General features: G+C 35.3%; 23 protein-coding genes. 8 read left to right on the top strand and 15 right to left on the bottom strand.

Annotated features, from left to right (window positions below):
• Position 1: 1 nt before the first annotated feature.
• Entirely contained in the window at positions 2 to 865 is an 864-nt protein-coding gene (locus F5ESL0263_RS00350) for an alpha/beta hydrolase (protein ID WP_122033985.1), read from the top strand.
• Positions 866 to 868: 3 nt separating this feature from the next.
• On the opposite strand, the gene F5ESL0263_RS00345 is transcribed toward F5ESL0263_RS00350, so the two are convergent.
• Complete coding sequence (locus F5ESL0263_RS00345) at positions 869 to 1,222, bottom strand: MerR family transcriptional regulator (RefSeq protein ID WP_046305774.1); 354 nt, start codon at positions 1,220 to 1,222, stop codon at positions 869 to 871.
• Between the two features lie 226 nt (positions 1,223 to 1,448).
• Here F5ESL0263_RS00345 and F5ESL0263_RS00340 point away from each other — a divergent pair, with 226 nt between their 5' ends.
• The gene (locus tag F5ESL0263_RS00340) at positions 1,449 to 2,336 is read left to right on the top strand and encodes a LysR family transcriptional regulator (protein ID WP_122033983.1); all 888 of its coding nucleotides are present in this window, start codon (positions 1,449 to 1,451) and stop codon (positions 2,334 to 2,336) included.
• Positions 2,337 to 2,355: 19 nt separating this feature from the next.
• A complete protein-coding gene (locus F5ESL0263_RS00335) occupies positions 2,356 to 3,042 on the top strand; it encodes a carboxymuconolactone decarboxylase family protein (protein ID WP_122033981.1) in 687 nt (228 codons plus the stop codon).
• 184 nt (positions 3,043 to 3,226) lie between these two features.
• On the opposite strand, the gene F5ESL0263_RS00330 is transcribed toward F5ESL0263_RS00335, so the two are convergent.
• The 7 genes from F5ESL0263_RS00330 to F5ESL0263_RS00300 form a co-directional block, all read right to left on the bottom strand.
• The gene (locus F5ESL0263_RS00330; protein ID WP_122033980.1) at positions 3,227 to 4,003 is read right to left on the bottom strand and encodes an ABC transporter permease; all 777 of its coding nucleotides are present in this window, start codon (positions 4,001 to 4,003) and stop codon (positions 3,227 to 3,229) included.
• Positions 4,004 to 4,005: 2 nt separating this feature from the next.
• A complete protein-coding gene (locus tag F5ESL0263_RS00325; protein ID WP_122033978.1) occupies positions 4,006 to 4,776 on the bottom strand; it encodes an ABC-2 family transporter protein in 771 nt (256 codons plus the stop codon).
• A complete protein-coding gene (locus F5ESL0263_RS00320; protein ID WP_122033977.1) occupies positions 4,776 to 5,720 on the bottom strand; it encodes an ATP-binding cassette domain-containing protein in 945 nt (314 codons plus the stop codon). Before F5ESL0263_RS00320 ends, F5ESL0263_RS00325 begins: the two co-directional genes overlap by 1 nt.
• 173 nt (positions 5,721 to 5,893) lie before the next feature.
• Entirely contained in the window at positions 5,894 to 6,787 is an 894-nt protein-coding gene (locus F5ESL0263_RS00315) for an EamA family transporter (RefSeq protein WP_158593008.1), read from the bottom strand.
• 156 nt (positions 6,788 to 6,943) lie between these two features.
• Complete coding sequence (locus tag F5ESL0263_RS00310) at positions 6,944 to 8,167, bottom strand: ABC transporter permease (RefSeq protein ID WP_122033974.1); 1,224 nt, start codon at positions 8,165 to 8,167, stop codon at positions 6,944 to 6,946.
• Positions 8,160 to 9,056, bottom strand: a complete 897-nt coding sequence (locus F5ESL0263_RS00305; RefSeq protein ID WP_122033972.1) for an ABC transporter ATP-binding protein — start codon at positions 9,054 to 9,056, stop codon at positions 8,160 to 8,162. The genes F5ESL0263_RS00310 and F5ESL0263_RS00305 overlap by 8 nt, the downstream gene beginning before the upstream one ends.
• 212 nt (positions 9,057 to 9,268) lie before the next feature.
• The gene (locus F5ESL0263_RS00300) at positions 9,269 to 9,946 is read right to left on the bottom strand and encodes an SDR family oxidoreductase (protein ID WP_122033971.1); all 678 of its coding nucleotides are present in this window, start codon (positions 9,944 to 9,946) and stop codon (positions 9,269 to 9,271) included.
• 175 nt (positions 9,947 to 10,121) lie between these two features.
• Here F5ESL0263_RS00300 and F5ESL0263_RS08740 point away from each other — a divergent pair, with 175 nt between their 5' ends.
• Positions 10,122 to 10,247, top strand: a complete 126-nt coding sequence (locus tag F5ESL0263_RS08740; RefSeq protein ID WP_255409593.1) for a hypothetical protein — start codon at positions 10,122 to 10,124, stop codon at positions 10,245 to 10,247.
• Between the two features lie 220 nt (positions 10,248 to 10,467).
• On the opposite strand, the gene F5ESL0263_RS00295 is transcribed toward F5ESL0263_RS08740, so the two are convergent.
• On the bottom strand, positions 10,468 to 12,453 hold the full coding sequence (locus tag F5ESL0263_RS00295) for a PTS glucose transporter subunit IIABC (RefSeq protein ID WP_122033969.1): 1,986 nt from the start codon (positions 12,451 to 12,453) through the stop codon (positions 10,468 to 10,470).
• A 199-nt stretch (positions 12,454 to 12,652) separates the two neighbouring features.
• Here F5ESL0263_RS00295 and treR point away from each other — a divergent pair, with 199 nt between their 5' ends.
• Both treR and treC read left to right on the top strand, forming a co-directional pair.
• Complete coding sequence (treR, locus tag F5ESL0263_RS00290) at positions 12,653 to 13,384, top strand: trehalose operon repressor (RefSeq protein WP_199724278.1); 732 nt, start codon at positions 12,653 to 12,655, stop codon at positions 13,382 to 13,384.
• Positions 13,381 to 15,033 carry an alpha,alpha-phosphotrehalase gene (gene treC / locus F5ESL0263_RS00285; RefSeq protein ID WP_122033966.1) on the top strand — a complete coding sequence of 551 codons (1,653 nt, stop codon included), beginning with the start codon at positions 13,381 to 13,383 and terminating at the stop codon, positions 15,031 to 15,033. Before treR ends, treC begins: the two co-directional genes overlap by 4 nt.
• Positions 15,034 to 15,255: 222 nt before the next feature.
• Here treC and F5ESL0263_RS00280 read toward each other — a convergent pair whose 3' ends face one another.
• The 3 genes from F5ESL0263_RS00280 to bglX all read right to left on the bottom strand — a co-directional run bounded on the left by F5ESL0263_RS00280 (position 15,256) and on the right by bglX (position 20,620).
• Positions 15,256 to 16,803 (bottom strand): sucrose-6-phosphate hydrolase, encoded by a 1,548-nt coding sequence (locus F5ESL0263_RS00280; protein WP_370448822.1) that lies wholly within the window; start codon positions 16,801 to 16,803, stop codon positions 15,256 to 15,258.
• A 67-nt stretch (positions 16,804 to 16,870) separates the two neighbouring features.
• Positions 16,871 to 18,274 (bottom strand): sucrose-specific PTS transporter subunit IIBC, encoded by a 1,404-nt coding sequence (locus F5ESL0263_RS00275; protein WP_122033963.1) that lies wholly within the window; start codon positions 18,272 to 18,274, stop codon positions 16,871 to 16,873.
• Positions 18,275 to 18,400: 126 nt separating this feature from the next.
• The gene (bglX, locus tag F5ESL0263_RS00270) at positions 18,401 to 20,620 is read right to left on the bottom strand and encodes a beta-glucosidase BglX (protein ID WP_122033961.1); all 2,220 of its coding nucleotides are present in this window, start codon (positions 20,618 to 20,620) and stop codon (positions 18,401 to 18,403) included.
• A 144-nt stretch (positions 20,621 to 20,764) separates the two neighbouring features.
• Between bglX and F5ESL0263_RS00265 the strand changes: the two genes are divergently transcribed.
• Complete coding sequence (locus F5ESL0263_RS00265) at positions 20,765 to 21,595, top strand: AraC family transcriptional regulator (RefSeq protein WP_122033960.1); 831 nt, start codon at positions 20,765 to 20,767, stop codon at positions 21,593 to 21,595.
• Positions 21,596 to 21,632: 37 nt separating this feature from the next.
• Here the strand turns inward: F5ESL0263_RS00265 and F5ESL0263_RS00260 are convergent, their stop codons facing one another.
• Positions 21,633 to 22,538 (bottom strand): LysR family transcriptional regulator, encoded by a 906-nt coding sequence (locus F5ESL0263_RS00260; RefSeq protein ID WP_122033958.1) that lies wholly within the window; start codon positions 22,536 to 22,538, stop codon positions 21,633 to 21,635.
• Between the two features lie 123 nt (positions 22,539 to 22,661).
• Here F5ESL0263_RS00260 and F5ESL0263_RS00255 point away from each other — a divergent pair, with 123 nt between their 5' ends.
• The gene (locus tag F5ESL0263_RS00255) at positions 22,662 to 24,467 is read left to right on the top strand and encodes an FAD-dependent oxidoreductase (RefSeq protein WP_122033957.1); all 1,806 of its coding nucleotides are present in this window, start codon (positions 22,662 to 22,664) and stop codon (positions 24,465 to 24,467) included.
• Between the two features lie 71 nt (positions 24,468 to 24,538).
• Here the strand turns inward: F5ESL0263_RS00255 and F5ESL0263_RS00250 are convergent, their stop codons facing one another.
• Positions 24,539 to 24,838, bottom strand: coding sequence for a MazG-like family protein (locus F5ESL0263_RS00250; RefSeq protein WP_122033955.1), 300 nt, complete (start codon positions 24,836 to 24,838; stop codon positions 24,539 to 24,541).
• 21 nt (positions 24,839 to 24,859) lie between these two features.
• Entirely contained in the window at positions 24,860 to 25,144 is a 285-nt protein-coding gene (locus F5ESL0263_RS00245; RefSeq protein WP_158593007.1) for a DUF2087 domain-containing protein, read from the bottom strand.
• Between the last annotated feature and the right edge of the window lie 53 nt (positions 25,145 to 25,197).

Here is a 25,197-nt window from a genome sequence, read left to right as displayed (position 1 = left end):
GATGACCAAAAAACATAAAGTTTTCGGGATAAGTGCAATTATCGCTGCCTTATTATTAATACTGGGCTTTTATGTGATTAACAAGCCCGGCCAGCAACAGCATAAAATAGCTATTGCTACGCCAACCCTCTTTGTTCACGGCTGGGGCAGTAGCTACCGCGCGGAAGAAAGCATGACTAATTACGCTAAACGGCACAATTTTACCAACTCAATTATTCGTGCAGATGTTAGTCCTGCCGGTAAGGTCACTTTATGGGGCACCATTAAAAATGGTGCAAAAAATCCCATCATTGAAGTTAATTTGCTCAACAACAAAAGCATTTCTACAGGTGAAACTAACCAGGCCGTTGCTTTCAAAAAGAGTAGTAATTACATCAAAAACGTTATCACTGCTTTGCAAGCAAAATATCAATTCAAGCAAGTAAATCTTGTGGGCCATTCAATGGGTAACTTACAAATTGCCTATTATCTACTAAGCAATGCTGATAATCCGCACATGCCCCGTTTAAATAAACAAGTTTCTATTGCAGGGCATTATAACGGCTTTTTAGGTCAGCAAAATGCACCTAGAAAAATAGTTTTAGAACCTAACGACAAGCCCACGCAAATGGACACAGGCTATCGCGGACTTTTAGGCCTAAGAAAAAAGTTTCCCACTAATGCTACTGTATTAAATATTTACGGCGATACAGGTAAGGGAAACGATGGCTCTGTGGCAGTAAATTCAGCTCGTTCCTACCGCTATTTAGTGGAAAAGCGTGCCCACTCATATCAGGAAAAAGAAATAACTGGGCCTCATGCACAGCACAGCAAGTTACATGAAAATACTAAAGTTGATCGTTTACTAGTCAACTTTTTATGGTGAAACCTACTTTAACTCTCCTTGGTCGTATAGACTGATTTTGTGTTTTAGTCTATTGATGGTGGAATGAACGGCCTGCTCTTGTTCTTCCAAGCGATGCAGTTCTTTGACCAAAATTTGTCTTCTTGCCTTTTTAGTATCAGAACCCTGCTGCAGTAACTCGGTATATTCCAGTAAGTCTTTTACTGGAATTCCCACATTCCGCATACATTTAATAAAGCTGATCCAGTTAAGATCATTTTCACTGTAGTTTCTGACACCGTGCTCCTTTTTTACTTCTGGAATAAGACCCATTTTTTCGTAGTACCTTAGCGTTACTGGAGTTAAATCGACTTTTTCTGCAACTTCTGATATTTTCATTTTATTTTCCTTACTAATTCTATTTAAAAGTAAAAGGTAACCTATAATCGTGTTTATTATAGGCGCTTTTTATGATTTTTTACTCGTCTACCAAAATAACATTAGGTGGCCTATTACGTATTGAATTTTTTCTCAATAATACAAATTTTAGCTGTAACTTTTTCTTCAGTGAAATACTTATTAACAATCAGTCAACATAAACAAAATGCATTAAACAGGAGGTTATATGGAATTACGCGTTTTAAATTATTTCGTTGCTGTTGCCCAAGAGGGTAACATGACGCGTGCAGCTAAAAAGGTTTTAATTTCACAACCAGCGCTTTCAAGACAAATAGCTGATTTAGAAGCAGAACTCGGCGTCAAATTATTTGACCGGAAAAAGCGTCGTTTAACACTAACTCCTGCAGGTCATTACTTACTAGAACAAGCACAAGAAATACTAGAGTTAACTTCTAGGACAAAAAGAAATCTTGAAACTACATCTTTTATTAGTGGTGACCTAACAATTGCAGCAGGTGAAAGTATCGGGATGCAACAAATTATGAACGTAATTAGCCAAATCATCCAAGATCATCCCACCGTTAAAATCCATCTCTTAAACGGCGATTACAGCTACGCAGAAAGAAAACTAAATAACGGAACTGCAGATTTTGGCGTAATTATTGGTGACATTTCATTACCCAGCTATGCCTCTTTAACCTTATCTGAAAAAGATACCTGGGGGGTATTAATGCCAAGAGATGATTTACTAGCAGCTAAAGAAACAATTACACCGAAAGACTTGTGCGGTCGTTCTCTCTTGACCTCGCAGCAAGCCCTGCAAACTCACCTTTTTCAAAACTGGTTAGGTAATTATTACGATAATGTGAATTTTATTGGTGACTATAACCTTAACTTCAACGGTACGTTAATGGTCAAAAATCATTCGGCATTAATGTTAACCCTGGATAACTTGGCTGATACTTCAGAAAGTTCAGGGCTTACGTTTAAAAAATTATGCCCTAGTCTGCAACAAACGATTAGAGTAATTTGGAAACGAGAAGTTAGCTTATCGCCAGTTGCTGAGCTGTTCTTAAAATCATTAAAAGAAGAAATTTGTAAAGATTGCAGATAGTATTAACCCGGAGGTTTTCATGAATAATCAACTAGAAGAGCAATTTCAAAAATTAAGCCAGAGCTACCTTAACGACGTGGACAGTAACTGCGCTCAACACTTACAGAAAGATCGTTTTATCATTCCATTAATCGCTAGTGTTACGCAAGGAATAATGACAGCTGTTCCGGAACAGGTGGCTAAAATTTTAGATGCTAATATTGCCCCTGAAGTTCTTTTAGAGGTGCTTTATCAATTAGCACCTGTAATTGGTACCCTGAAGGTTAAACAAGCTTTAGAGCAGGTAAATAGTGTATTTGAAGAACGTAAAATCACTTTGACACCTGTAGAAAGTGAAGCAGATGAAAACTATGGAGCACAAGTCCAAGCACAATTATATGGCACTGAAATTAAAAATCTGCTGAAAGATTTGCCAGACAATGCTGGCACATTCATCCCCCACGCATTGACAGAGCACTTTTTTAACGACTTTTATAACCGGAAAGCCCTAGATGTTCGTGACCGTGAGCGCTATGAATTATTAGCATTAATTACCATGAACGTTGAATTTCAAATCAAGGCCCATGCTCGTGGAAGCCTAAAGGCCGGTAACAGCGAAAGTGAACTAATTTGGTCAGTAATTCAATTGCTACCATATATCGGCTTTCCATTTGTAATTAATAGTGTTCAAGTAATTCATCAAGAAGCACAGACATTAAAAGAATAATTGATAAAAAGCCATACAGCTCTTCAGTTGTATGGCTTTTTTTATACCAATATTTAGCTAAATTTGCTTTGACTGTCTATCGGCTAAATTGTAATCTGTTAACCGAATAGCAAAAACAATAAAAATAGTTAGCAGCACTTTTGTGCCACTAACTATTTTGGCAATATATTTATAATAGCCTTCTCTAGCTACCCGTACTCTGATATTTTTCCAGAAATACGCGCCAGAGTTGATAAATCAACACAAAGAACATAATGCAGACAACTGGAATTATCAATAGCCATATCCACTCGTGTTTAACCGCAATTCTTTCCTGTGGAATTGATGCAACCCAACCAATTGGCAATATAAAAGTCATAATTATTTTAAATCCCATCGAATAAATAGCCATGGGATATTTACTCATATCAAAAAAGTCAAAGGTTGTTTCAGCCAAATTAGCTAAACCGTTAGATAAAAGTGAAACAATATTACCTAAGATTGCTAATGCCAAAAAAATTAAGGACGTAAACAGTGAAATAAAGATAAACATAATCGTGATATACCAAGGATTATGTAATTGCACATCAACCACAATTAGCAGAAGCAAGGCAACTAATAAATCGCCCCAAGAGTCTTCATCTACACGTTCATTAACTAGTTGAAATAGCGGATTGACGGGTTTAATCAAAATCGTGTCCAATGAACCATTATGGATGTAATCCGAAATATTTAAGGCATTAATGAAAAAGCAGCGGAATATTGAAAAGGATAACGTTGCTAATGCATACGTTAGTAGCAACTGGCTGAAACTGTAGCCACTAATTCGCGGCACAATGTTAAAAATAAACCTTAATGCAACAATGTTTAGGACATTTTGGACTATCATGCCAATAATCGCAAAATAAAAATCAAGATCGTAAACGGCTAATGATTTTAAATTTACTTTGAAATACGTAAATAATAATTTTAAATATCGCATCATTAACCTCCTTGAATAACTGTAGCGTTAGCTGAATGCTTAAAAAGCAACTTAAACAACAAGCTAAAGGCAACGATGTAAATTAACTGAATTACGACGATTTTAATAAATAAATTCCAGGCGGGATGCTGGGCCAATGCCCCTATTGCGCCATATGAATATTGAAAGGGCAAATATTGAGCAATCTTTTTAAGCAAGCTGGGATAAAAATTAGCTGGAAAGGCATTTCCTGCCAGCACAAGCAAAATAGCTTCTTTAAAAGTAGTAATCCCCCAAATGCTGTAGGTATAAAAAGAAAAAGTTCCGAGTACCAGCTCAAGTTCAAAGTATAAAAAATACCCTAAAATAGCCGTGACGAAAACCATCAATATGGTGCTAAATGCAATTTTAAAATCCAAGAACCAGAAAAAGATTAACATATCAACGACACCAATTATGGCAAATTTGACTAGTGAATAACCTATTCCTTCCCATAGTAATTGCGTTGAAATAGATAGTGGCTTAAGAAGATCGATTGCAATATCTCCGGAACGTACTTTATCGTTAAGTTCATAGCTAGTCTTAGGAAACAAAACTGTTAAAATTTGCATTAACACTAAATAACTAATTGTTTCTTGAAATTCACGATTTGGTTTACCAATCAGAACTGCTTTCCATAAAAAATACTGGACAGTGGTGGATATTAGCACGGAAAAAAGCCAAAACAAGAGAGCATATTTCGATGCTAACCCTTTTTTGACACCAATTTTTACTAACATTAATCTATACTTCATTAGCACACCTCCTGTTTGGTTAGGTGTGCTAGCAAGTACTCTAACTTGTTATTTTTAACCTCAATGCTATCGACTTCGACACTCGCCGTAATCATAGACAAAGTGGACTTAAGCTCTTCCTGCATTATGCCTGTAAGTTGATACGATCCGTTTTCTAATCGGTTAATCGTAGGCCATTTTGCAGTAATTGCTTCACTTAAAGAATTTTTGCTAGTAAATGTCACGGTTGAAGGCACGTCAAGTTTGGCCAACTCTTTGCTACTTTTATCTAATACCAGCTGGCCATGACTTAAGATTACCGTTCTTGAACAAACCTTTTCGACCTCATCAAGATCATGTGAAGTAAAAATAATTGTTTTATTGGTCATTTTTTGTAAAAACTGTGTGATACTATTTTTCGATAAAACATCAAGTCCAATTGTCGGCTCATCTAAAATAATTAAATCTGGATCATGAATAAGGGCCGCAATAAATTCAGCTTTCATCCGTTGTCCCAGACTGAGTGTGCGCACTGGTTGCAATAAAAAATCAGTCGCATCTAACATTTCAGCTAGATTTTTCACTCGTTTATCAAAAATCTCTTCCGGCACTTGATAAATCTCACGATTTAACTTGAATGTGTCCATTGCCGGTAAATCCCAGCGGAGTTGGCTTCTTTGTCCGAAAACAACTCCGATTTTTTGTGCATTTTTTTGTCTATTAGTTAGTGGATCCATGTCAAAAGTTCTGACACTTCCACTACTTGGCTGTAAAATGCCTAAAATCAGCTTAATTAGGGTCGATTTACCAGACCCATTCAAACCAACTAAGCCAAGGTGTTCGCCCTGCTTGAGTTGCAAATTAATATTTTGAAGTGCAACAAAATCACGATATTCTTTATGAAATAATTTTGTTGCTTTCACTTTTTTATATCGTTTTACCAAATTTTTGGTTTCTATTATCATTATGTCTCCGCTCTTAATATCAGCGATAGCATTTCCCCAAATAAACTATCAGTATCTATCTTTGAGCCAGTCATAAAAAGTCATAGTTAATTATATACTTTTTTAATAATTAAAGCATTTTTTAATCTGTTGTATAAAAAATAGTTTCGTTGTCAGCCAATAGGTGCCCCCTTTTACTTTGAAAATAATGCCAAAACAAAGATAAGGACTATCACCAAGATATCTGCAAACTTCATCTTCTCTTTTAGGAAAATGTCGCCAAAAATCACACTGTAAAGAGAAGTCATGTTTAAAAAGATCCACGCAATGCTGGAGTTAGGCGAAGAGGTTGCCAAAGTGTAGGTTACTTGCGCAAGAAGGGTTAAAACGGCGCGACTACCATAAATAAGGAAAACTCTACCTGTTAAGTTTTCACCATTAATTTTGAGGGAATGGTTTTTATAGATAAAAGTAATTAAGGAAATTAAGCACCGAACATAGATTGTCATAATCGTAAAAAAGACCAAATCAATTGGCTTAATTAATCCTTTAGTCAAAAAAGGCGAAAATGCCGCTTGCGCAATTAGCAGTGGCGCAATAACTGTAAATGTCTTCGCCAAGTTTTTCAAATCCAAATTATCTTTGCGCTGTTCAAAGGCAATATAAATGACAACTATGATAGTTGAGATGATCGAAACTAAGTAAGAAGATTTACTGAAGTAGCCCATTGTCAGTAAAATTGCCAAGGGAATAAACAAATCAGTAATTTTACTTAGGATAACCGATTGCATGATAGTTACTTTTTTAAAGACATAACTATAACCATATGCCACTACTTGTGCTAAAAAAGCATACAAAAACACCCTAATTAAGTAGTTGCTTGTAATACGAGGGCTGGGGTAATTATGCAATATAACCAGCAACATAAAAGTTACCAAAACTGAACTGCAAATATTATTTAAAAAGTTAACATCAATTGAGCTTTGTTTGCGATAACCCATTTGGTAACGGTCAATCACGGAAATTATCCCGCGTGAAAAAGATGAAATAGTAGCAAAAATAATTAACCATAGATTGCTGGCAAACATACGTGCCTCCATGTCCCCATGTAAGAAATACAGTTTGAAATTATTATTTATATTATAGTCCACTATTAAAAACAGAAAATATTTATAATTTAAAAAACTAATAAACCATGTTTTGCTTACACTGATTTATTAGTTTTTTAGCTTGAATTATATTACTTATGCTTTACTATATGCCAGCCCTCGTTTTAATCTTTTCCAAAAACTGGTATCTTCAGTTTGTAAAATTACGCCTTGATAGATTTTACTAATGTATGCTGTTAAACCAACAATACTTACTATTAAAATCGCAAGTGACAGAATAACTTCCATATTACCAACATGACCATTAATTATACGAATTGGCATCATGAATGAGGAAAAGAATGGCACGTAAGATAATACTTGCGGCAGAATTTGCTCTGGGTTAGAAATAAATGCAAACGACAGGAAAAATGCAATCAAAGAAAGCATTGCAGTACTTTGCGCGGCCTTTGAGGAATCTTCAGGTTTAGCTACTAAAGCTCCTGAAAAAGCTGCTAATATCGTATAAATAATTACACCAAGAATCAGGAAAATGAGATTGACATTTACCAAATTGCCCAAAATTTTATTTATTACTACCTGATTGTTATGCATAAAAGAAGCCGTGATTTTTGCATGTAAGGCCCAACGGTAAGTTGCCCAGCCACCAACAATATAGATTAAGAGTTGAGTAATAATTACGGCGAAAATACCCAAAATTTTGCCTAAAAAGTATTTTGCAGCAGTTGTACTGGAAAAAATGATTTCCATAATCTTCGTGCCCTTTTCAGAAGCTATTTCTTGAGCTGTAATGCTACTGTAGGAAGCCAAAACCATGTAACCGACCATAATCACAATGATTAAAGACAACATTTTAACCAATTTATCTCCCTGATGATTTTTCTGGAGTACTTCGCGATATTTTGGCTGCTGCTGTAAGGCTTTAAATTGACGGGGCGCCAATTGCGCTTGCTGCAAATTAAGCTGACTCTGCAAGACTTGTAAATAGCTTTTTACTTTGGGTTTCAATTCATCATCAATAGGTGATGCTCCGTGATAAACTGCCTTAACCTGATTTTTTTGCGTTTCAAATATCAAGTAGCCATCAACCTTTTCTTTTTTGACAGCCTCTTTAGCAGATTCAACGGTTTTAATTTTAGCATCAACATATTTGCCATTGTTTTTAATAAAGTTTTGGCGAACTTGCTCATTGGAACTGATAACTGCAATCTGACTGTCTGGATCAGAATTAGCACCGATAGCTCCTCCTAAAACACCACAACCAATTATGAAAAATGGACTCAGAATCAAAAGCAGAAAAGACCAAGACTTAACTTGATGCCAATAAGTTTGCAGCATTATGGTCCATAATTTATTCATGTTGTTCACCAGCTTCCATTCTGAATATTTCGTCAAGTGTTGGCGGTTGCTGCCGGAACTCTTCAACATATTCGCCATTTGTCAATGCGTCAAAGACTTCTGGACCACTATTTTCAGCGTCAATCCGTAAAAGATATTGACCATGTGCTTTCTTTTCTACTTTTTTAACGTGAGGGAGCTGCTGCAATTCTGCAAGCGACTTAGGTGTTTTGCAGTAAATTTCCGTTTTACCAAATGAGTCACGAACGGCATCAACTGTACCACTTAAAACAACTTGCCCTTTTTTCAACATAATTAAACTATCGCAAATTTCTTCAACATTTGACATATCGTGACTAGAGAAGATAATTGCTGCATTTTTCTTTTTTGCTTCTAAGATTGCGTTTTTGAGCAAATCTGCATTTACCGGATCCAAACCACTAAAAGGTTCATCTAAAATAATTAATTGGGGTTGATGAATCAAAGTACAAATTAACTGCACCTTCTGCTGATTACCTTTCGAAAGTGTTTTTATTTTGTCACTTTTCTTGCCCTGAACATCAAAGCGTTTCAGCCAATCATCGATTTGCGGTTTTATCTCTTTTGCCGGGCGGCTTTTTAGCTCCGCCAAATAAACAATTCGTTGCTCAATAGTCATTTTAGGTAGTAAACTGCGTTCTTCCGGCAAGTAGCCTACCGTATCAAAAGTTTTTTCAGTAATGGGCTGATCTTCCCAGGAAATTTTTCCGTCGTAATGAAGAAAATTTAAAATGCTGTGAAAAGTGGTGGTTTTCCCTGCACCATTTTGACCAATCAAACCCATAATTTCACCAGGTTGAATGGTAAAGTTAACATCTTGAAGCGCTGGAAAAGTATCAAACTTTTTACTCAAATGTTCTACTTTTAACATAGCTCCCTCCTTTGTTTTAATAATAATATAATCAAACTTTACTATATTGATTCGTGTAAAAGCAATAATTTTCTAATTTAATCAGACTAAAAGTAACAATATTGGTCATAATCTGTCATTTAACTAAGTTTTAACTCAAAATAAAAGGCTAATAAATCATGTTAGCTAGACATTAATTTATTAGCCTATTAAAATCTGTAATCAAAATATTTTTATTGGAAGTTTGAAATTGCCTGTGCAATAGGTACTTCGCCATTGGCCAAGTCAAAGTCTTTTCGATGCAGCTTATCTTTCTCGATAATTTCTGCAATTACTTCTGCTACATCTGCTCGGGTAATTGTTATGGCAGAAGCGGGCTCTGTTATGTGTTGTGCTATTTTGACTTTTCCAGTCGCTGCAGTGTTGAGTAACCTGGCTGGCCGCAAAACTGTATAATCTAATGAACTGTGGTAAAGCCATTGGTCGGCATAGTATTTAGCAGCATAGTAGTAGCTTTGTGGCTCTACTGCTGGAGCATGATCTGACCAAAAACTGCGGTCATCTGACTTAATCGAACTAACCATAATAAAGCGCTGAATGTTTGTTTTTTCAGCCGCATTAATTGACTTAACTGCTCCATCAAGGTCAATCATCATAGTTGCATCAGCACCAGTTTTGCCACCTGAACCAGCAGAAAAGACTACAATGTCAACCGTTTGCATTACTTGTTCTAGTTGCTTTTGCGGTTTTGTTAAATCAACAAAAGCAGTTGTAATTCCTTGCTCTTGATAAGCCTTCTCCTGTTCAACCGACCGCAAGCCCGCAATAACTTCACAGCTTCGACTCTTTTGTAAAATATGAACTAATTGTTGCCCAATTTGTCCATGCGCACCTATTACCAATACTTTCATACACAATTGCTCCAATTTACTGACCCTTTATAAACTGATATTTAGTCAAAGAATATATTGACATAAAATACAGTTAATGGTACTATACTTATGTTAGCTAAAGAGCTAATTTTCTTTTAATCGTTTACCAAAGACAATTAATTTAATTTATATAAGTGAGTGAAGAGGTGAGACCATGAATAATCTAATAAAAAAACTACAACACAAGCTCAAGCCTTATGCTGTAGCAACTTTCTTCTTTATATTAATCGTCGTTATTGTTCCCGCAATAACAATTAACATTAATATAATTAATTTATAGCTAAGTTTCCTAGTCTCGAAACTTTCAGCTCTAATTATATAGTAAATCTAAGAAATTTTCAACTTTTTGAAATTATTTCTTACGGTTTAATTTATGTTTTAGATGGTTGTTAAATGATGTCAAAATCATAGTTTCAATACTAGAGCTTTAGCTAAGCAAAAAAGCACGTTCTTTTTAGAACGTGCTTTTTTATTTACAATTACATATCAAAATTCAGCAATTATAAATCTGCCAAAGTCTTCTTTTTTGGAGCATTCTTAGGGCTATTAGCATCGTTTTCCTTATAACCAAAGAAGTAAGTTAAAGCAAAGGCGGCAATAATAGTCACAATTGATGCAATCCAGAAGTTTAACAAGTTATTAGGATTGCCCTGTCCAGCCTTAGGAACAAATGATGGGAAACCGATTAAACTACCGGTAAAACCATACATATCAACTTTGAGCAAACCATTAACTAAACCACCAATAGCTGCACCGATACTTGAGGTCATAAATACACGACCGTATTTCAGGTTAACACCATACATTGCAGGTTCAGTGATACCAACTGCTGCAGAGATAGCTGCACTCATCGATAATCCCTTTAGTTCAGGATTATGCTTAGTCTTAAACCAAACTGCAAGTGCACCAGCACCTTGAGCAACCATTGTAATTGAGATGATTCCGTTTAAGACACTGTGTCCTGTTGCAGCAATGTCGTTAGCAATTAACGGAATTACTGCCCAGTGCAGACCGAAAATAACCAGTATTTGATATAGTCCACCAATAATCAAACCAGATAATGCAGTGTTAACTGTGAGTAACCATTGCAATACTCCGGCAATACCTTCTGAAATAAAGGAAATAACTGGACCAACGATAATTAAGACTGTCATTCCGACTAAAAAGATTTCTACTAATGGTGTAAAAATTTGTCTCAATGTAACTGGCATCCATTTTTTAATCCAAGGTTCAATTTTTGCTGCCATCCAAGCTGCAAAAATCATTGGGAAAATAGAATAAGTATATTGTGGAATGTGAATTGGAATACCAAAGAAGTTAGCGTTAATACCAACACCTGCTAGGAAATAGCTAAACTTCCCGCTGGCATATATTTTTACCAAGTCAGGATAAATCAAAAAGCCACCGATTAATGAAACAATGACAGGATTTGATCCCAGCTTTTGAGCTGCAGTAAAACCAACAATTATTGGTAAGAAATAAAAGGCTGCATCCCCCATTGAATTAATAATCGTGTAAGTTGGTGACGCCGTTGACATATGGCAAAAGTTAGTCAAGATATTGAGAATACCTTTTAACATTCCGCTCGCTGCCAAGAGTCCAATTACGGGCATCATTGAGCCTGTGATAACACCAATTAATTGGAAAAAGGCATTTTTAATTTTGCCACCAAAACTTAAATCTTGATTATCCTGTTCGCTATTATTGCTATCAGCTGCTTCTTGGCCTTGCCCTGCATATTGCGGGCCTAAAATCTTAATGACCTCATCATAAACATCATCAACAGTTTGTCCGATTACTACCTGATATTGATTATTGGCACGAGCAACGTCCAAAACTCCGCTAATTTGGTTAACCTGATCATCATTAGGAATGCTGTCATCTTTCAAAGAAAAACGTAATCGTGTAAAGCAGTGAATTACGCTTTTAATATTGTCGCTGCCGCCAATAGCTTCAACTACCTCTCGTGCAGTTACCTGATACTTATTTTCTTTAGAGTTAGCAGCTGGTTTAGTATTAGTGTCCTCTTTTAAAGTAACTTCTGCTGCCACTTGACCAGCATCAATTTTGCCTAATTGGACGTCAATACTAGTCAGAATTTCTGCAGTATTAGTTACTGCAACAACTACAACATCATCTTTTCCAGCAGATTTGATTGCAGCAAGGTCCATTGTTCCAATTTTTTGACCTGCTTCAACCTCAGCTCCAGCTGCTACCTCAATTGAAAATGGTTTACCTTCTAACTCAACCGTATCAATTCCCAAGTGAATTAGTACTTCCATGCCAGTAGCTGTTTTAAAGCCAATCGCATGCTTTGTCTCAGCAACCATCATAATTTTGCCCGTTACTGGTGAAACAAGCTGTGTTCTCTCTGGTTTAATTGCAAATCCTTCACCCAATGTTTTTTGAGCAAAAACCGGATCATCAACTCCGCTGAGATTAATGACTTCACCACTTATGGGAGCCAATAAGTTCTCTTTTTTCATATTTAAACTCCTTCAATAACTTTGTATCCTCTTGAAATCGCTTTCCAAGAAATTATATTACTTGTATAGACAAGTGTCAAATTTTTGTTTATTATTTGTTTAATTATTAGTCTTACTTTGAACTAATAATTTGTCTAGATAGGTTAAAATAGTAAAGAAGGTGCTATGATTAAGTATAAAAAAACGAGGATTACTGATAATGACAGCCAAATATTTGCAAATTGCTGCGGACTTAACTAATAAAATTAAACATGGTCAATACAAGGCTGGCGAACTCTTACCAAGTGAACCAGTTCTCTCAGAATTATATGGAGTTTCACGTGAAACTACTAGAAAGGCACTTGCCGAGTTAATGTCTGCGGGCCTAATTCAAAAGCTTAGAGGTAAGGGATCGGTTGTACTTGACCGTGCAAGATTTGCATTCCCAGTTTCAAACATTGAAACTTTTGACGAGCTCAATAAGCAAGAACAAATGCACGCAACTACAGAAATTTTGCAATTTAGCGACACTAAAATGCCATCATCTATTACCGATCAGCTAGATATAACTGAGCCTGCATCAACTTTTGTTGAGCGATTGCGTTCGATCAATCATGAACCAGTTGTTATTGATCAAGACTATATTTTAAAAAAGTATGTTCCGCACCTTACAATTGAGCAAGCGCAAAAATCTCTCTACTCCTATTTCGAGCGCGATCTAGGACTAGAAATTGATTACGCAACTAAGACAATTACAGTTGAGCCAGCTGATAAAAAAGTAATCCAAAGTTTACAGTTAGAAGACACCAATCTGGTTGTAGTCGTACGTAGTCTAACCTATCTAAAAGACACATCATTTTTTCAATACACAGTTTCTCTGCATCGCCCTGATAAATTTAAGTTTGTCGACTTTGCACGTAGAAAGGCACAACACGGGAGAATTATTTTATGAGTTTTGAAGATAAAGTTATCTATCAGATTTATCCAAAATCTTTTTATGACAGTGATGGTGACGGTTTAGGGGATCTAAGAGGTATTATCCAAAAGATTCCATACCTGAAAAGACTAAATATTGACATGATATGGTTTAGTCCTTTTTTTGTTTCACCACAAAACGATAATGGCTATGATATTGCCGACTATTATGCAATTGATCCTAGATTTGGAACAATGGACGACTTTGATGAATTGGTTAAAAAGTTAGCAGAGAACCATATCGATGTGATGCTTGATATGGTTCTAAATCACTGCTCAACAGAGCATCCTTGGTTTCAAAAAGCATTAGCTGGCGACGAATACTATCAAAAGTTTTTCTATCTTCGCGATCCAAAGCCTGATGGTAGTTTACCTAATAACTGGACTTCCAAGTTCGGTGGTCCAGCTTGGGCACCATTTGGAGACACAGGCAAATACTACCTTCACTTATATGATCAAACACAAGCAGACCTAGACTGGCATAACCCTGAAGTCAGAAAAGAACTATTTAAAGTGGTTAACTTTTGGCGTGATAAGGGCGTCAGAGGCTTTCGCTTCGACGTAATTAACGTTATTGGTAAAGACGAAGACCTAAAAGACGCACCAGAAAATGTTGCAAGTAAATTTATGTATACTGACAAACCAATTGTTCACCAGTACCTGAAAGAATTAAATCAAAGTACCTTTGGACAAATACCTGGTTCAATTACGGTTGGCGAAATGTCTTCTACTTCCATTCCTAATTCTGTAGCTTATACAAATAAGGATAATCACGAACTATCAATGGTCTTTACCTTCCATCACTTGAAGGTAGATTACAAGAATGGACAAAAGTGGACTAAGGTTCCTTTTGATTTTGCTGCTCTCAAGAAATTACTCAATGACTGGCAATTAGGAATGAGTCAAGGCGGCGGGTGGAATGCCCTCTTCTGGAATAATCATGATCAACCTTGGGCTTTGAGCCGCTTCGGTGATCCCATTCACTACCGCGAAAAATCTGCAGAAATGCTAGCAACCGTGATGCACTTATTACGCGGAACGCCATATATTTATCAAGGCGAAGAAATTGGAATGATTGATCCTAATTATGAGCAAATATCGGATTATGTTGATGTTGAAACACATAATGCATATCACGAATTGAAAAAGCATGGCGTAAGTGAACAAGATGCACTGGCAATTATTCAAGCCAAGTCACGCGATAACAGTAGAACTCCAATGCATTGGGATAGCGGTCCTAATGCTGGGTTTACTACCGGTACTCCTTGGCTGAAGCCTAAAGACCAAGAGCGAATAAATGTCGCAGCAGAACTAGACCACGGAGAAATTTTTTCCTATTATCAAAAATTGATTTACTTGCGTAAACAGCTGCCAATTATTGCTAAAGGCAGCTATCAACCAGTTGATTTGGATCATCCGCAAGTTTTCGTTTATCGCCGCGATTATAATGGCCAAACATTATTAGTTATTAGCAATTTTTACGGTCAACCTGTTACCTATCAATTGCCTGAAGCTTTCCAAGGACAAAAGGCAGAAACACTGATTACTAATTATGAGCAAAATATTACCGAAGTACCTAAGGCGCTCAATTTACAACCATATGAAGCAATGGCATTACTAATTTAAGCAAAAAAGAAAGACTGATCTAACAGCTTGCCCTGAAAGTAAAATAACTTTCGGGGTTTTTTGTTACTATGTTTAAAAGACTATTATTTTGCTTCAAATAAGCGCTTTTTACTACATTCAGAGAAAAGATAAATGCAAACTAAAAGACTTGATTCTGATTTATTATCATTATCAAGTCCTATAACAGAAATTAAAATTTGTTCATTAAAATAATATTTCAAGCTAAATTTCGTCCTTAGAATATTGTCTCATTGGTCTTAGTTGATTGATTTGATACTCCAAAGTGGTTTTATTATTTAGACTATTCACAAAAATATAGTTTTGGTCTTTGCTTGGAAATACACGCATTGAAAAAACATTTCTCCCATCTTCTAAAAAAATTTCTGCCGAAGAAATATCTTGAACAATTCGTAGCTGAATAGGCTGGCTTGAATCAATTTCACACGATCTTTCTGTACCAAATTCATCTTCAAAACTAGTGCCAGCTTTTTCACGATTAACAATAAAACTATTTTTTAATGCATTTATTATTAGCCTTAGGTGTCGTTCATTTTTTGAATCACTAAATATATCAAAAATAAAAACTGAATCTTGTTTACAACTAATTTTTAGTTTAATATCCCTTGCATTACTACCTTTTTCGACAAGCACAGTTTCTTGCAAGACTTCTTGCTTACCTTGAATCTTTGAAGTATATAGCTCCTGTATTTCTTGAATAGGTTGCTGATAAAGCCTATTTTCTTTTATTGTTAGTTCTCTGGGAAAAATTAGACACCCTGTATAACCATATTTTTTTGTTGGATCATTACCATTGCTTATACTCATCCACGCCGTCAAAAGACGTCTGCCATCTGGAGACAACATTGTTTGTGGAGCATAAAAATTAAATCCGTTATCAAGTTCTCTCATTGCTAAACAATTAAAGGCACCAGTAGCCAAATCCATTTTGTTGCCAATGAAGTAACACACCTGAAACATATTTTGAAAATGATTTCCTTTAGTTTTAAGACCTTGCGGACAAAATATTAAAACGCCCCTATTGCCTAAAAGAAAATAATCCGGACATTCCACCATATATCCTTGGTTTTGCTCTATATTAGTTTTCACTTCACCCACTTTTTGCCATTCATTTAAGTCTTTGCTTCTAAATAGTAAAGTTGTTCCAGTCAGGTCTTCTCTTTGAGCTCCTATAACTACATAATAAAAGTCGTTTATTCTAAACACTTTTGGATCACGAAAATGGCCAGTATATCCTTGTAAAGGTCCATTTATTAATGGCTTTGATATTTTTACCGTCTTATTATCTTTGTCCATCCATGCGCCCATTTGAGTTGGTTTTCGCTGCCATTGATCTTTTTCAGTTTCTACCCAAGAGTTGCCAGTATAAATAATGAACAATTTGCTGTCTACCTGCAAAGCGCTTCCAGAATAAACTCCATAGTCATCAAATTTCGTATCATTTGACATAGATTGCCCTAAATCAAGCCAATCTATTAGATTTTTAGACTTATAATGATGCCATCCTTGTTCAAAATAATTAGGATTAGTCGTAAATTTTAATGGAAAAGATTGATGAAACAAGTGGTACCATCCGTTATAGAATGAAAAACCATTTGGATCATTAAGTTGTCCCATTTTACTTTCTATGTGAAATATTTGACGAAAAGGTGAGTGAAGAACTTTTTCTCTTTCAGCTTTCAATAAACTTTTTGGTACTTCATTTAAATTTTTAACTAGGTTTTTAAATCCTTTTTTTCTATTTTCCATCATTAGAGCCTTTTCAAGTAAAAAACTGCTTAATCGAATAAAAATTAAGCAGTTCTTCTTTTAATTGATTTTAACTTTCTTTTAGCATGTCATCACTATATCCAAAGAAGTAAGTTAGTGCAAATGAAACGCCGAATCCAACAGCACATACCAAAATATAAAGTGGTAATTGCTTATTTAAGAACAATAATATCCCAGGTATTACTGTAATTGACATACCTGTAGCTGCTAAATTAAATACGCTTGAAAGAAAACCACCTATGGCACCACCTACACATCCAAACAAAAATGGCTTCAAAAATCTAATATTAATACCATAAATTGCAGGCTCAGTAATACCAAGCAAAGCTGATAGTGTTGAAGGATATGCAATTTGTTTAATCTTAGATGAGTGAGTTTTAATTGCCACGGCACAAGCTGCACCTGCCTGTGCTGCAATTGAAGCAGAACTGATAGGGTTTACTGGATCCCAATGAGTATTAGCTAATAACTGTATTTCAACTATGTTTAATGCATGGTGCATTCCTGTAACAACTATCATTTGATTGATAGCACCCCAAATCAGACCACCTAGTCCATAAGGAAGATTAACAATCCATTCAGCTGCATATAAGATTCCTTTTTCTACAGTTCTGAATACTGGTCCAACTAGAAATAGTCCAAGCATACTCATTAATAAAAGAGTAGCAAAAGGAGTAACAATTAAATCTATCGAATTTGGAACATGCTTATGTATAAGTTTCTCTACTTTTGCTCCTAAAAATCCAAGGATAAACGCTGGTAGAACTGATGCTTGATACCCAGCTACTGGAATAAATCCAAAGAACATCAAGGCAGGTTTTGTACCCTGTGCAACATCCCAAGCTGACGGTAAAGCAGGGTTAACCAGCATTAATCCAAGTAGAACTCCCAAAATAGGATTACCGCCAAAAACCCTAAAAGCCGACCAACAAACTAGTACTGGAAGAAAATCAAATGCAGTACCTGTTAAAATACTAAAATATGTATTAAATTGAGCAGGTATTTGTTGAGGAGTCAAACCAAATATTTGCAAAATTTGAGGCTGAGTAATCAGACCCTTTAATCCCATAAATAGACCCGTGGCAACAAGAGCAGGAATAATTGGGACAAAAACATCTGCAAACATTCTAATTGCGCGACGGAACCAGCCTGACTTTTCGGCAGCCACATCATTTAAATCTGAGCTGCTTGTAGTAGCTGCTCCTTCTTCCTTGACAGCGTCATAAACATCATTAACAAGCCCTGTACCAAAAATAATTTGATACTGACCTGAAGTAAAAAAATGACCTTTTGCTTTATCAATTTTGTCTAGCTTTTTTTCATCAACTTTTTTTCTATCATGAACAACTATTCTTAGCCTAGTAGCACAATGAGCCGTTGAAACAATATTGTCTTTACCACCAACTGCTTCAAAGACTTGTTTTGCTATTTTTTTATTTTCATTCGAAGACATCTTTTCCTCCTAGATATAATCAAAAATGCAAATTTTTATTTACACAAATAATTGTAAGCGCTTGATATTACTTATTCTATACATTTTTTAATCTAAAAAGATGTAAAAATTTGTCAATTGAATTAGCTATTCAATATATTCTATTTTCTTAGTTATAACATCGCGAGAATTAGGTCCAACCATTATATCGAAATAACCTGGCTCTATTTTCTCGTTGCCTTCATTATCATAAAAAAGCAATTTATTTGGTTTTAAACAAAAAGTTATCTTTTTTCTTTGATTTGGCTTTAATTCGACCTTTTGGAAATCAACTAATCGTTTAACTGGCTGAGCAATTGACGCTACTTCATCATGAATATATAACTGTACTGTTTCTGTAGTAGTCCAATGACTCTCATTAATCAGGTTAACTGTAATTTCCAGTCTACTCTTAGGTGTAATTTGGCTTGAGCTTAATTCAATACTTTCATATTTAATATCACTATAAGAAAGACCATACCCAAACGGGTATAATGCGCCCCCTGAACAATCAATGTACTTCGAGACAAAGCGCCCAATATGTTGAGAGTTTGTAGCTGGTCTACCTGTTGATAAATGATTGTAGTACAACGGTTCTTCTCCACTTGCATATGGAAAATCCATTGTTAGTCTTCCAGAAGGATTATAGTTACCAAAGAGAACATTAGCAATCGCATTACCACCTTCCGTTCCAGGAAACCATGCTTCGACTATTGCATCAACTTTATCTTCAATGTCGCTTAACACTAGTGGGCGTCCATTTATTAATATTAGGATTATTTTTTTTCCTACTTTTGCTATTTGCTCTATCAACTGACGTTGATTTTTCGGCAAATGCAAGTTTGTCTTAGATCCTGCTTCACCATCTTCATATGTATCTTCTCCTAACGCCAGAAGAACTACATCAGCTTTTTTAGCAGCTTCAACAGCCTCGTAATTATTTTTTAGTTCCACCTCTTCAGAAGAAACAACCTTGTTAATACCTTCTTCGTTTAGATAACCTAAGCCTTTTAAAAATTCTCTGTTTCTTTGAAGATCTGTTCCTTTGCATACATGCAAATCAGGAACATATTTTTTAATACCTTCAGAAATAGTAACAGTGTCTTGTGGATCCCCATGAATAGCCCACATTCCAATCAATGTTTTTTTATTCGAATATGGCCCGATTAGTGCTATTTTTTGTTCTTTACTTAAAGGCAAAACATTGTCTTTGTTTTTCAACAAAACAATTGACTCTTCTGCAAGTTGACACGCTAGCTTCCTTTTAGAATCAGTTAAAATGCTACTCTTTTCTCTTATCTCACTTGCACCATAAAAAGGATCTTCAAACAAACCCATTTTATTTTTCAAATTTAGTATTCTTAATACTGCTTTATCAATTTTTGCTTCATCGAGTTGGCCATTCGAGACTAAATCTTTTAATCCGTTAGAGTAACACGGAGATTTCATATCAATGTCTACACCTGCATTTAAAGCTGCTTTACCAGCTTGAGTTTCATCGGTAGCAAAGCCATGCTTTATTAGTTCATAAATAGAAGCATAATCTGAAATAACTACGCCATTAAATCCCCATTTTTCTCTTAATAAGTCATTTATCAGTTCTTTGCTTGCAGTAACTGGCACTCCATTTAAAGTTGTTAAAGAAGTCATCACCATGTTGGAACCAGCTTCAATTGCGGCCTTATAAGGCGGTAAATAGTTTTGATATAGATTACTTATTGATAAATCTACAGAATTATATTCTTTGCCACCTTCAACTGCTCCGTATGCCGCAAAATGCTTTACACAAGCTATTTGTCCTTGCTTTTCTTTTAAATTTTTTTGAAGTCCCTTAACCATAGCTTCTGCAAATTTCGAGTTTAAATAGGGATCTTCTCCTGGTGATTCAAGTACACGCCCCCATCTTGCATCTCGAGCAACGTCTACCATTGGAGCAAACGCAACATGGTTACCTGCAGCAGAAGCTTCATCAGCTGCATTGGTAAATGCCTCTCCTACTTTTTCTAAATCCCAAGAAGCACCTAATCCAAGAGGTATAGGTAATATAGTTTTATAGCCATATATAACATCCGACATAAAAAGCATAGGAATATGATGCGGTTGCTTTTGCATTTGTCTTACTTGCACGTCGTGAGTCTCTTTAGCACCTACAACATTTAAAGCTGAACCTGCTAGTTCAACCATTTTTTTGTCAATGCCCAACTTTTGAATGGGACCGATAGAAATATCATTAGCGCTGAAAAACTCTCCAGACAATTGCACTAATTGACCTATTTTTTCTTCCAAACTCATGTCATCTAAAAGCGCGGTAATCTCTTCTTGTTTCATTGTTTATATCCTTTTATATACTAAGAAATCTGTTATTATCATTATAATTTCAAAACATCTTATGCAACATACAGAAAAGTGAAAACTAATATGTAATTTTTTGTCTCAATGCGTTAGAATATTGACAAAGTAAGAGGTTTCTATATGGTCAAATATGAAGAAATTATCCATGAATCTGCTATCCCTTTCAAAATTTTTAGTTTTAGAGCTAAAAGTATTAATCGTATTATTGCTCCACACTGGCATCAAAGTACCGAAGTTCTTTTTGTTAAAGACGGCAGCCTAAAAATAACTCTACAAAATAAAAACTATATTTTGCATAAAAATGAATTTGTAGTTATTAACCCCAATGTAATTCATTCAACTAGGAGCTTAAATAAAAATTGGGTACTTTGTATCCAGTTCCCCTTATCATTTTTAAAAATCGTAACTAATGATAAATTTGAAACTGACTTTATTTTTAAGGACATTAATAACAACGCTTTAGAAAATAAAGAGATAGCAACTTTATTCAGTAAAGCAATTACTCAAACAGAAAACAGGCCAAAAAATATTCAGTACTATTTAGACTTATATTCATCTGGTCTATTAATTTTAAAAGAATTGATTTCTTCTTATTCAATTAAAAACAGAGTCAAAAGCACTGAAGATAAAAATATTAGTATTTTAAATAAATCAATTGCATACATTAACTCAAACTATACAAAAGACATCACTCTAGATGATATTGCCCAACATTTAGGATATTCATCTAGTTATTGTTCAAAAATCATTAAAAAGAGTTTAGGAATCAGTTTCAAAGAAATAGTAGATATTGTGAGACTAGAGAAAGTAGTCATTGAAGCTAGAAAAAAGCAAAAGTCTTTTGAGCAGATTGCTCAAGAAACTGGTTTTAAAACTTATCGCAATCTATATAATGCTTTTTATTCCATCTACCAAATGTCTCCAAAGCAATTTTTACAGCAATCTAAGTAGCTACTGATGTTTCCATAACAGTCCTGCCATTAGTGCTTTATTCAATTTTATCTTTAAAATCAAAATTGAATTCTTGAATAAATTTAATAAATTGATGAACAATTCGCTTGTTATTACTCTCTTGAGTAACAGCAACCAAATCTACTGTTGGCTCCCACTTTAATGGAATATAAATAGAATTCTCTTCAAGTTTGGGATAAAGACAGTACAAACCAAAAGCAATGCCTTGCTCTGCTCTAATTAAAATATCGAGTGCTGACAAATCATTAGCATATGTAATATGCATCTGATTATTTGTGTGCATTACTTTATTTTGTAGATTTATTAGATCTGCAGCTGCCCAATTATTATCAAGAAAAAGCATTTTTTCGCCTTGAAAGTCTGCTAGTTTCAATTTGGGCTTTTTACTCAAGGGATTACTTTTGGGCACGATTGCTTTAAATGGTTCATTTTCAATATGATAACTTTTAATATTACTTAAGTCTTCTGCATCTCTACTCGTAGTTATTAAAAGATCAATTTCATTCGATAAAATATGCTGTTTCAGCTCATTATGATTAAGACTAATAAGTGAAAATTTGGCATTAACATACTTTTGCTGAAATCTCTTTATCCAAAGTGGCAAATAGTAGTCATTGAATGGTGTATATGAATAACCAATTGAAATTTTCGAATTGGCCTCTAGCTCTTTCTTTTGAATATCTTGAACGGCAGAATAGTAATTATTTATTAGCGGCTTTATTTTCCGATAAAAGGCCGCACCATCTTCAGTAACGTTGACGTAGCGCTTGTTACGATTAAATAGTTTAACCCCAATTTCACTCTCAATTGCTTTAATATCATGAGAAACAGTTGGCTGTGTTACATGTAATGCCTTAGCAGTTCTAGTATAATTCCTTGTTTCAACTAAGTTGATAAATGTTTCTAACTTTTTTATATCCACTTTTCTGATAAATAATTTCTATTATTAATAACTGATATTAATTTCACTTATAAGTATAACTAAAATATACTGATTTAAGAAAGCGATATCAGTAACTTTAAACATTTTTAGAGGTAATATTTTATGAAACAATTTAGTGCAGAAGAAAAAGGGTTCCACGGTACTATTAAGGCTGTTGTGGAGATCGATGAAGCTAAGGGTCAGATTAACAAAGTTTGGGCTGAAAATGTCACACCAAACACAATTGGTGCTGCAGGAATTGCGACTTGGTTAGAAAAAGCAAACCAAACAAAATCTGTCGAAATAGATGCAGTTTCAGGTGCATCTATTTCAACTGGGGCTTTACGAAAAGCTGCAGTCACTGCTGCAAATCAATCAAAAGTGCTTAGTATCAAAGAAAATGTTGATATAGTCTCGGGAGCCTCCCAATCGGGCTCAAATACTGTAAAAGCAGGGATACCAGAACCTGCTAATTATCCTTTACTAAAAGACGAAATCACCGAATACGATGTAGACACATACGAAAATGAATTCGACGTAATTGTCGTTGGTGCTGGTGGGGCCGGTTTAGCTGCTGCAGCCACTGCTGCTGAAAACCATGCTTCTGTAATGGTCATTGAAAAGCAAGGAATAGCTGGAGGTACAACTAATTACTCCGGTGGTGTCATCCAAGCTGCTGGTACTAAATTACAAAAAGAAACTACTCAATTTCAAAACGATACTCCTGAAAATCATGAACGTGAATATATGAAAGCAGGAGAAGGTCGTGTTTACCAAGATTTAGTACATGATTTTACACAGAATTCACCTAAAAACATTGCTTGGCTAGCTAAAATGGGCATTAAGTGGACTAACGTTTATGGTCATACAGAAATTCCATATGCTAAAGACTATTTTGCAGATCGTATTCACGTTTATGAAAATGGTGGTGCCAGTGGTAATGGGATTATTTTGACTCAGCACCTACTCAATTACGCTTTAGATTTAGGAGCTAAGATTACATATAATACCGCTGTAGTCGGTCTTATCACTAACAACACTGATAACCAACGCAAAGTTATTGGTGTAGTAACAGAGGGAACAAACCATCAGTTAAAATACCTAAAAGCAAGACGTGGAGTTGTTTTAGCTACTGCTTCTATTGATCAAAACTTAGACTTAGCTAAAGACTTAAGCCCTCAACATTATGAAGATGTGAAAGCCCATCACTGCTGGTCTGTTCCTACTGATCAAGGTGATGGTATTGTAATGGGAATGAGCATCGGAGCAGCTATCACTGGCTTTGGCGGTACCATTGACTTTGATGCAAGAACTGGTAATGGTACAGACGATCGCGTACCAACAATTCCTTCTATTTTTGTTAACGGAAATGGATTACGTTTTGTTAACGAAGACTCCACATATGCTTACGAATTTCGTGCAATTTTCAACCAAGAAAAACAATTGGATAAACCAACTTATCAAATTTTTGGCGCCGATTCTATCAATGAAAAGACCAGTCCATGGAACAAAGAATCACTAGAAAATGATGTAAAGAGCGGTCTAGTGGTAGAAGCCGATTCACTAGAGGAATTGGCTTCTAAAATTGACGTACCTGCCGTAAACCTAGTTAATAGTGTCAATACTTGGAATAAAAATGCTACTAACGGCAACGATCCAGAATATGGTAGAACAAACGGTATCAAAGCATTTTCTGGTCCTTACTACGCCTACCGTAATACTCCAGGCAACTTAGGTGCATTAGGTGGTCTAAAAATCAACAAAAACTGTAATGTGCTTGATGTTTATAATCAACCAATTACAGGATTATATGCGGCTGGACTGAATGCTGGTGGTTGGCTTGGATCATATTATCCAGGTTCTGGTACAGCAATCGGCGGCATAATTCACCAAGGTCGCAGAGCTGCAAAATCAATCTTAGGCTTGTAGTAAAAAAACCGTCAGCTATTTTAAAGCGATGACGGTTTTTTAGTTCCATTAAAGTTTTTAAATGCCTCAATTTAATCTTCTAGCGACTTAACACCATTTTTATAAACACGCTTTTCATTGATCTTCATTTTAGCAACTATATCTGTCCCCAAGTCACTACCTAGCATCTCAGAAATACCTAATAAAAAAATTGCCACATCTGCCAGTTCTTCTTCAATATTATCTTTATCATGCTTCAAATAAGCTTGAAAAAGTTCATTAACTTCACCATATAAACACAATAATTCAAATTTGATATCAGTCGTATTAAAACCATGATTTTCTTTATTTTCAATAACTTTTTTCTGCAGTTCTTTTGTATCAATAATCATCTTGGCACCTTTTCTTTTAACCTAATTTTTACTGCTTGATGCATCGGTATTTAGCCAATACGTTCTGCCATCATCGGTTCGACTTAAAAGATGATTTTCGACTAAATCTCGTCTCCTAGTGACGTAATCAGAAATATACTTCATCAAAATTAGGTTTACTTCTTGTTCAGAATACTTTTTGGTAGGTTCAAATTTTGTCGCTAAATACTGCAGAATTAGGAGGCGCTTTTTAGCTTTGGCAGGCCACGTCTTAACAACTCCATTGTTGTCAAGATAACGTGCTATTATTTCTTTATTTTCCATCATTTGATTTCCCATTATTCAATTTAAACAGCAATTTTTATTAGTTTATTATCTCA

The sequence above is a fragment of the Lactobacillus sp. ESL0263 genome (genome assembly GCF_003692845.1).
Classification (GTDB): domain Bacteria; phylum Bacillota; class Bacilli; order Lactobacillales; family Lactobacillaceae; genus Lactobacillus; species Lactobacillus apis.
This window is presented reverse-complemented; position numbering and strand designations above follow the sequence as displayed.

Bases quoted from the DNA above. Each gene is read 5' to 3' on its own strand.
- F5ESL0263_RS00350 (WP_122033985.1), top strand. From the start codon at position 2: ATGACCAAAAAACATAAAGTTTTCGGGATAAGTGCAATTATCGCTGCC.
- F5ESL0263_RS00345 (WP_046305774.1), bottom strand. From the start codon at position 1,222: ATGAAAATATCAGAAGTTGCAGAAAAAGTCGATTTAACTCCAGTAACG.
- F5ESL0263_RS00340 (WP_122033983.1), top strand. From the start codon at position 1,449: ATGGAATTACGCGTTTTAAATTATTTCGTTGCTGTTGCCCAAGAGGGT.
- F5ESL0263_RS00335 (WP_122033981.1), top strand. From the start codon at position 2,356: ATGAATAATCAACTAGAAGAGCAATTTCAAAAATTAAGCCAGAGCTAC.
- F5ESL0263_RS00330 (WP_122033980.1), bottom strand. From the start codon at position 4,003: ATGCGATATTTAAAATTATTATTTACGTATTTCAAAGTAAATTTAAAA.
- F5ESL0263_RS00325 (WP_122033978.1), bottom strand. From the start codon at position 4,776: ATGAAGTATAGATTAATGTTAGTAAAAATTGGTGTCAAAAAAGGGTTA.
- F5ESL0263_RS00320 (WP_122033977.1), bottom strand. From the start codon at position 5,720: ATGATAATAGAAACCAAAAATTTGGTAAAACGATATAAAAAAGTGAAA.
- F5ESL0263_RS00315 (WP_158593008.1), bottom strand. From the start codon at position 6,787: ATGTTTGCCAGCAATCTATGGTTAATTATTTTTGCTACTATTTCATCT.
- F5ESL0263_RS00310 (WP_122033974.1), bottom strand. From the start codon at position 8,167: ATGAATAAATTATGGACCATAATGCTGCAAACTTATTGGCATCAAGTT.
- F5ESL0263_RS00305 (WP_122033972.1), bottom strand. From the start codon at position 9,056: ATGTTAAAAGTAGAACATTTGAGTAAAAAGTTTGATACTTTTCCAGCG.
- F5ESL0263_RS00300 (WP_122033971.1), bottom strand. From the start codon at position 9,946: ATGAAAGTATTGGTAATAGGTGCGCATGGACAAATTGGGCAACAATTA.
- F5ESL0263_RS08740 (WP_255409593.1), top strand. From the start codon at position 10,122: ATGAATAATCTAATAAAAAAACTACAACACAAGCTCAAGCCTTATGCT.
- F5ESL0263_RS00295 (WP_122033969.1), bottom strand. From the start codon at position 12,453: ATGAAAAAAGAGAACTTATTGGCTCCCATAAGTGGTGAAGTCATTAAT.
- treR (WP_199724278.1), top strand. From the start codon at position 12,653: ATGACAGCCAAATATTTGCAAATTGCTGCGGACTTAACTAATAAAATT.
- treC (WP_122033966.1), top strand. From the start codon at position 13,381: ATGAGTTTTGAAGATAAAGTTATCTATCAGATTTATCCAAAATCTTTT.
- F5ESL0263_RS00280 (WP_370448822.1), bottom strand. From the start codon at position 16,803: ATGATGGAAAATAGAAAAAAAGGATTTAAAAACCTAGTTAAAAATTTA.
- F5ESL0263_RS00275 (WP_122033963.1), bottom strand. From the start codon at position 18,274: ATGTCTTCGAATGAAAATAAAAAAATAGCAAAACAAGTCTTTGAAGCA.
- bglX (WP_122033961.1), bottom strand. From the start codon at position 20,620: ATGAAACAAGAAGAGATTACCGCGCTTTTAGATGACATGAGTTTGGAA.
- F5ESL0263_RS00265 (WP_122033960.1), top strand. From the start codon at position 20,765: ATGGTCAAATATGAAGAAATTATCCATGAATCTGCTATCCCTTTCAAA.
- F5ESL0263_RS00255 (WP_122033957.1), top strand. From the start codon at position 22,662: ATGAAACAATTTAGTGCAGAAGAAAAAGGGTTCCACGGTACTATTAAG.
- F5ESL0263_RS00250 (WP_122033955.1), bottom strand. From the start codon at position 24,838: ATGATTATTGATACAAAAGAACTGCAGAAAAAAGTTATTGAAAATAAA.
- F5ESL0263_RS00245 (WP_158593007.1), bottom strand. From the start codon at position 25,144: ATGATGGAAAATAAAGAAATAATAGCACGTTATCTTGACAACAATGGA.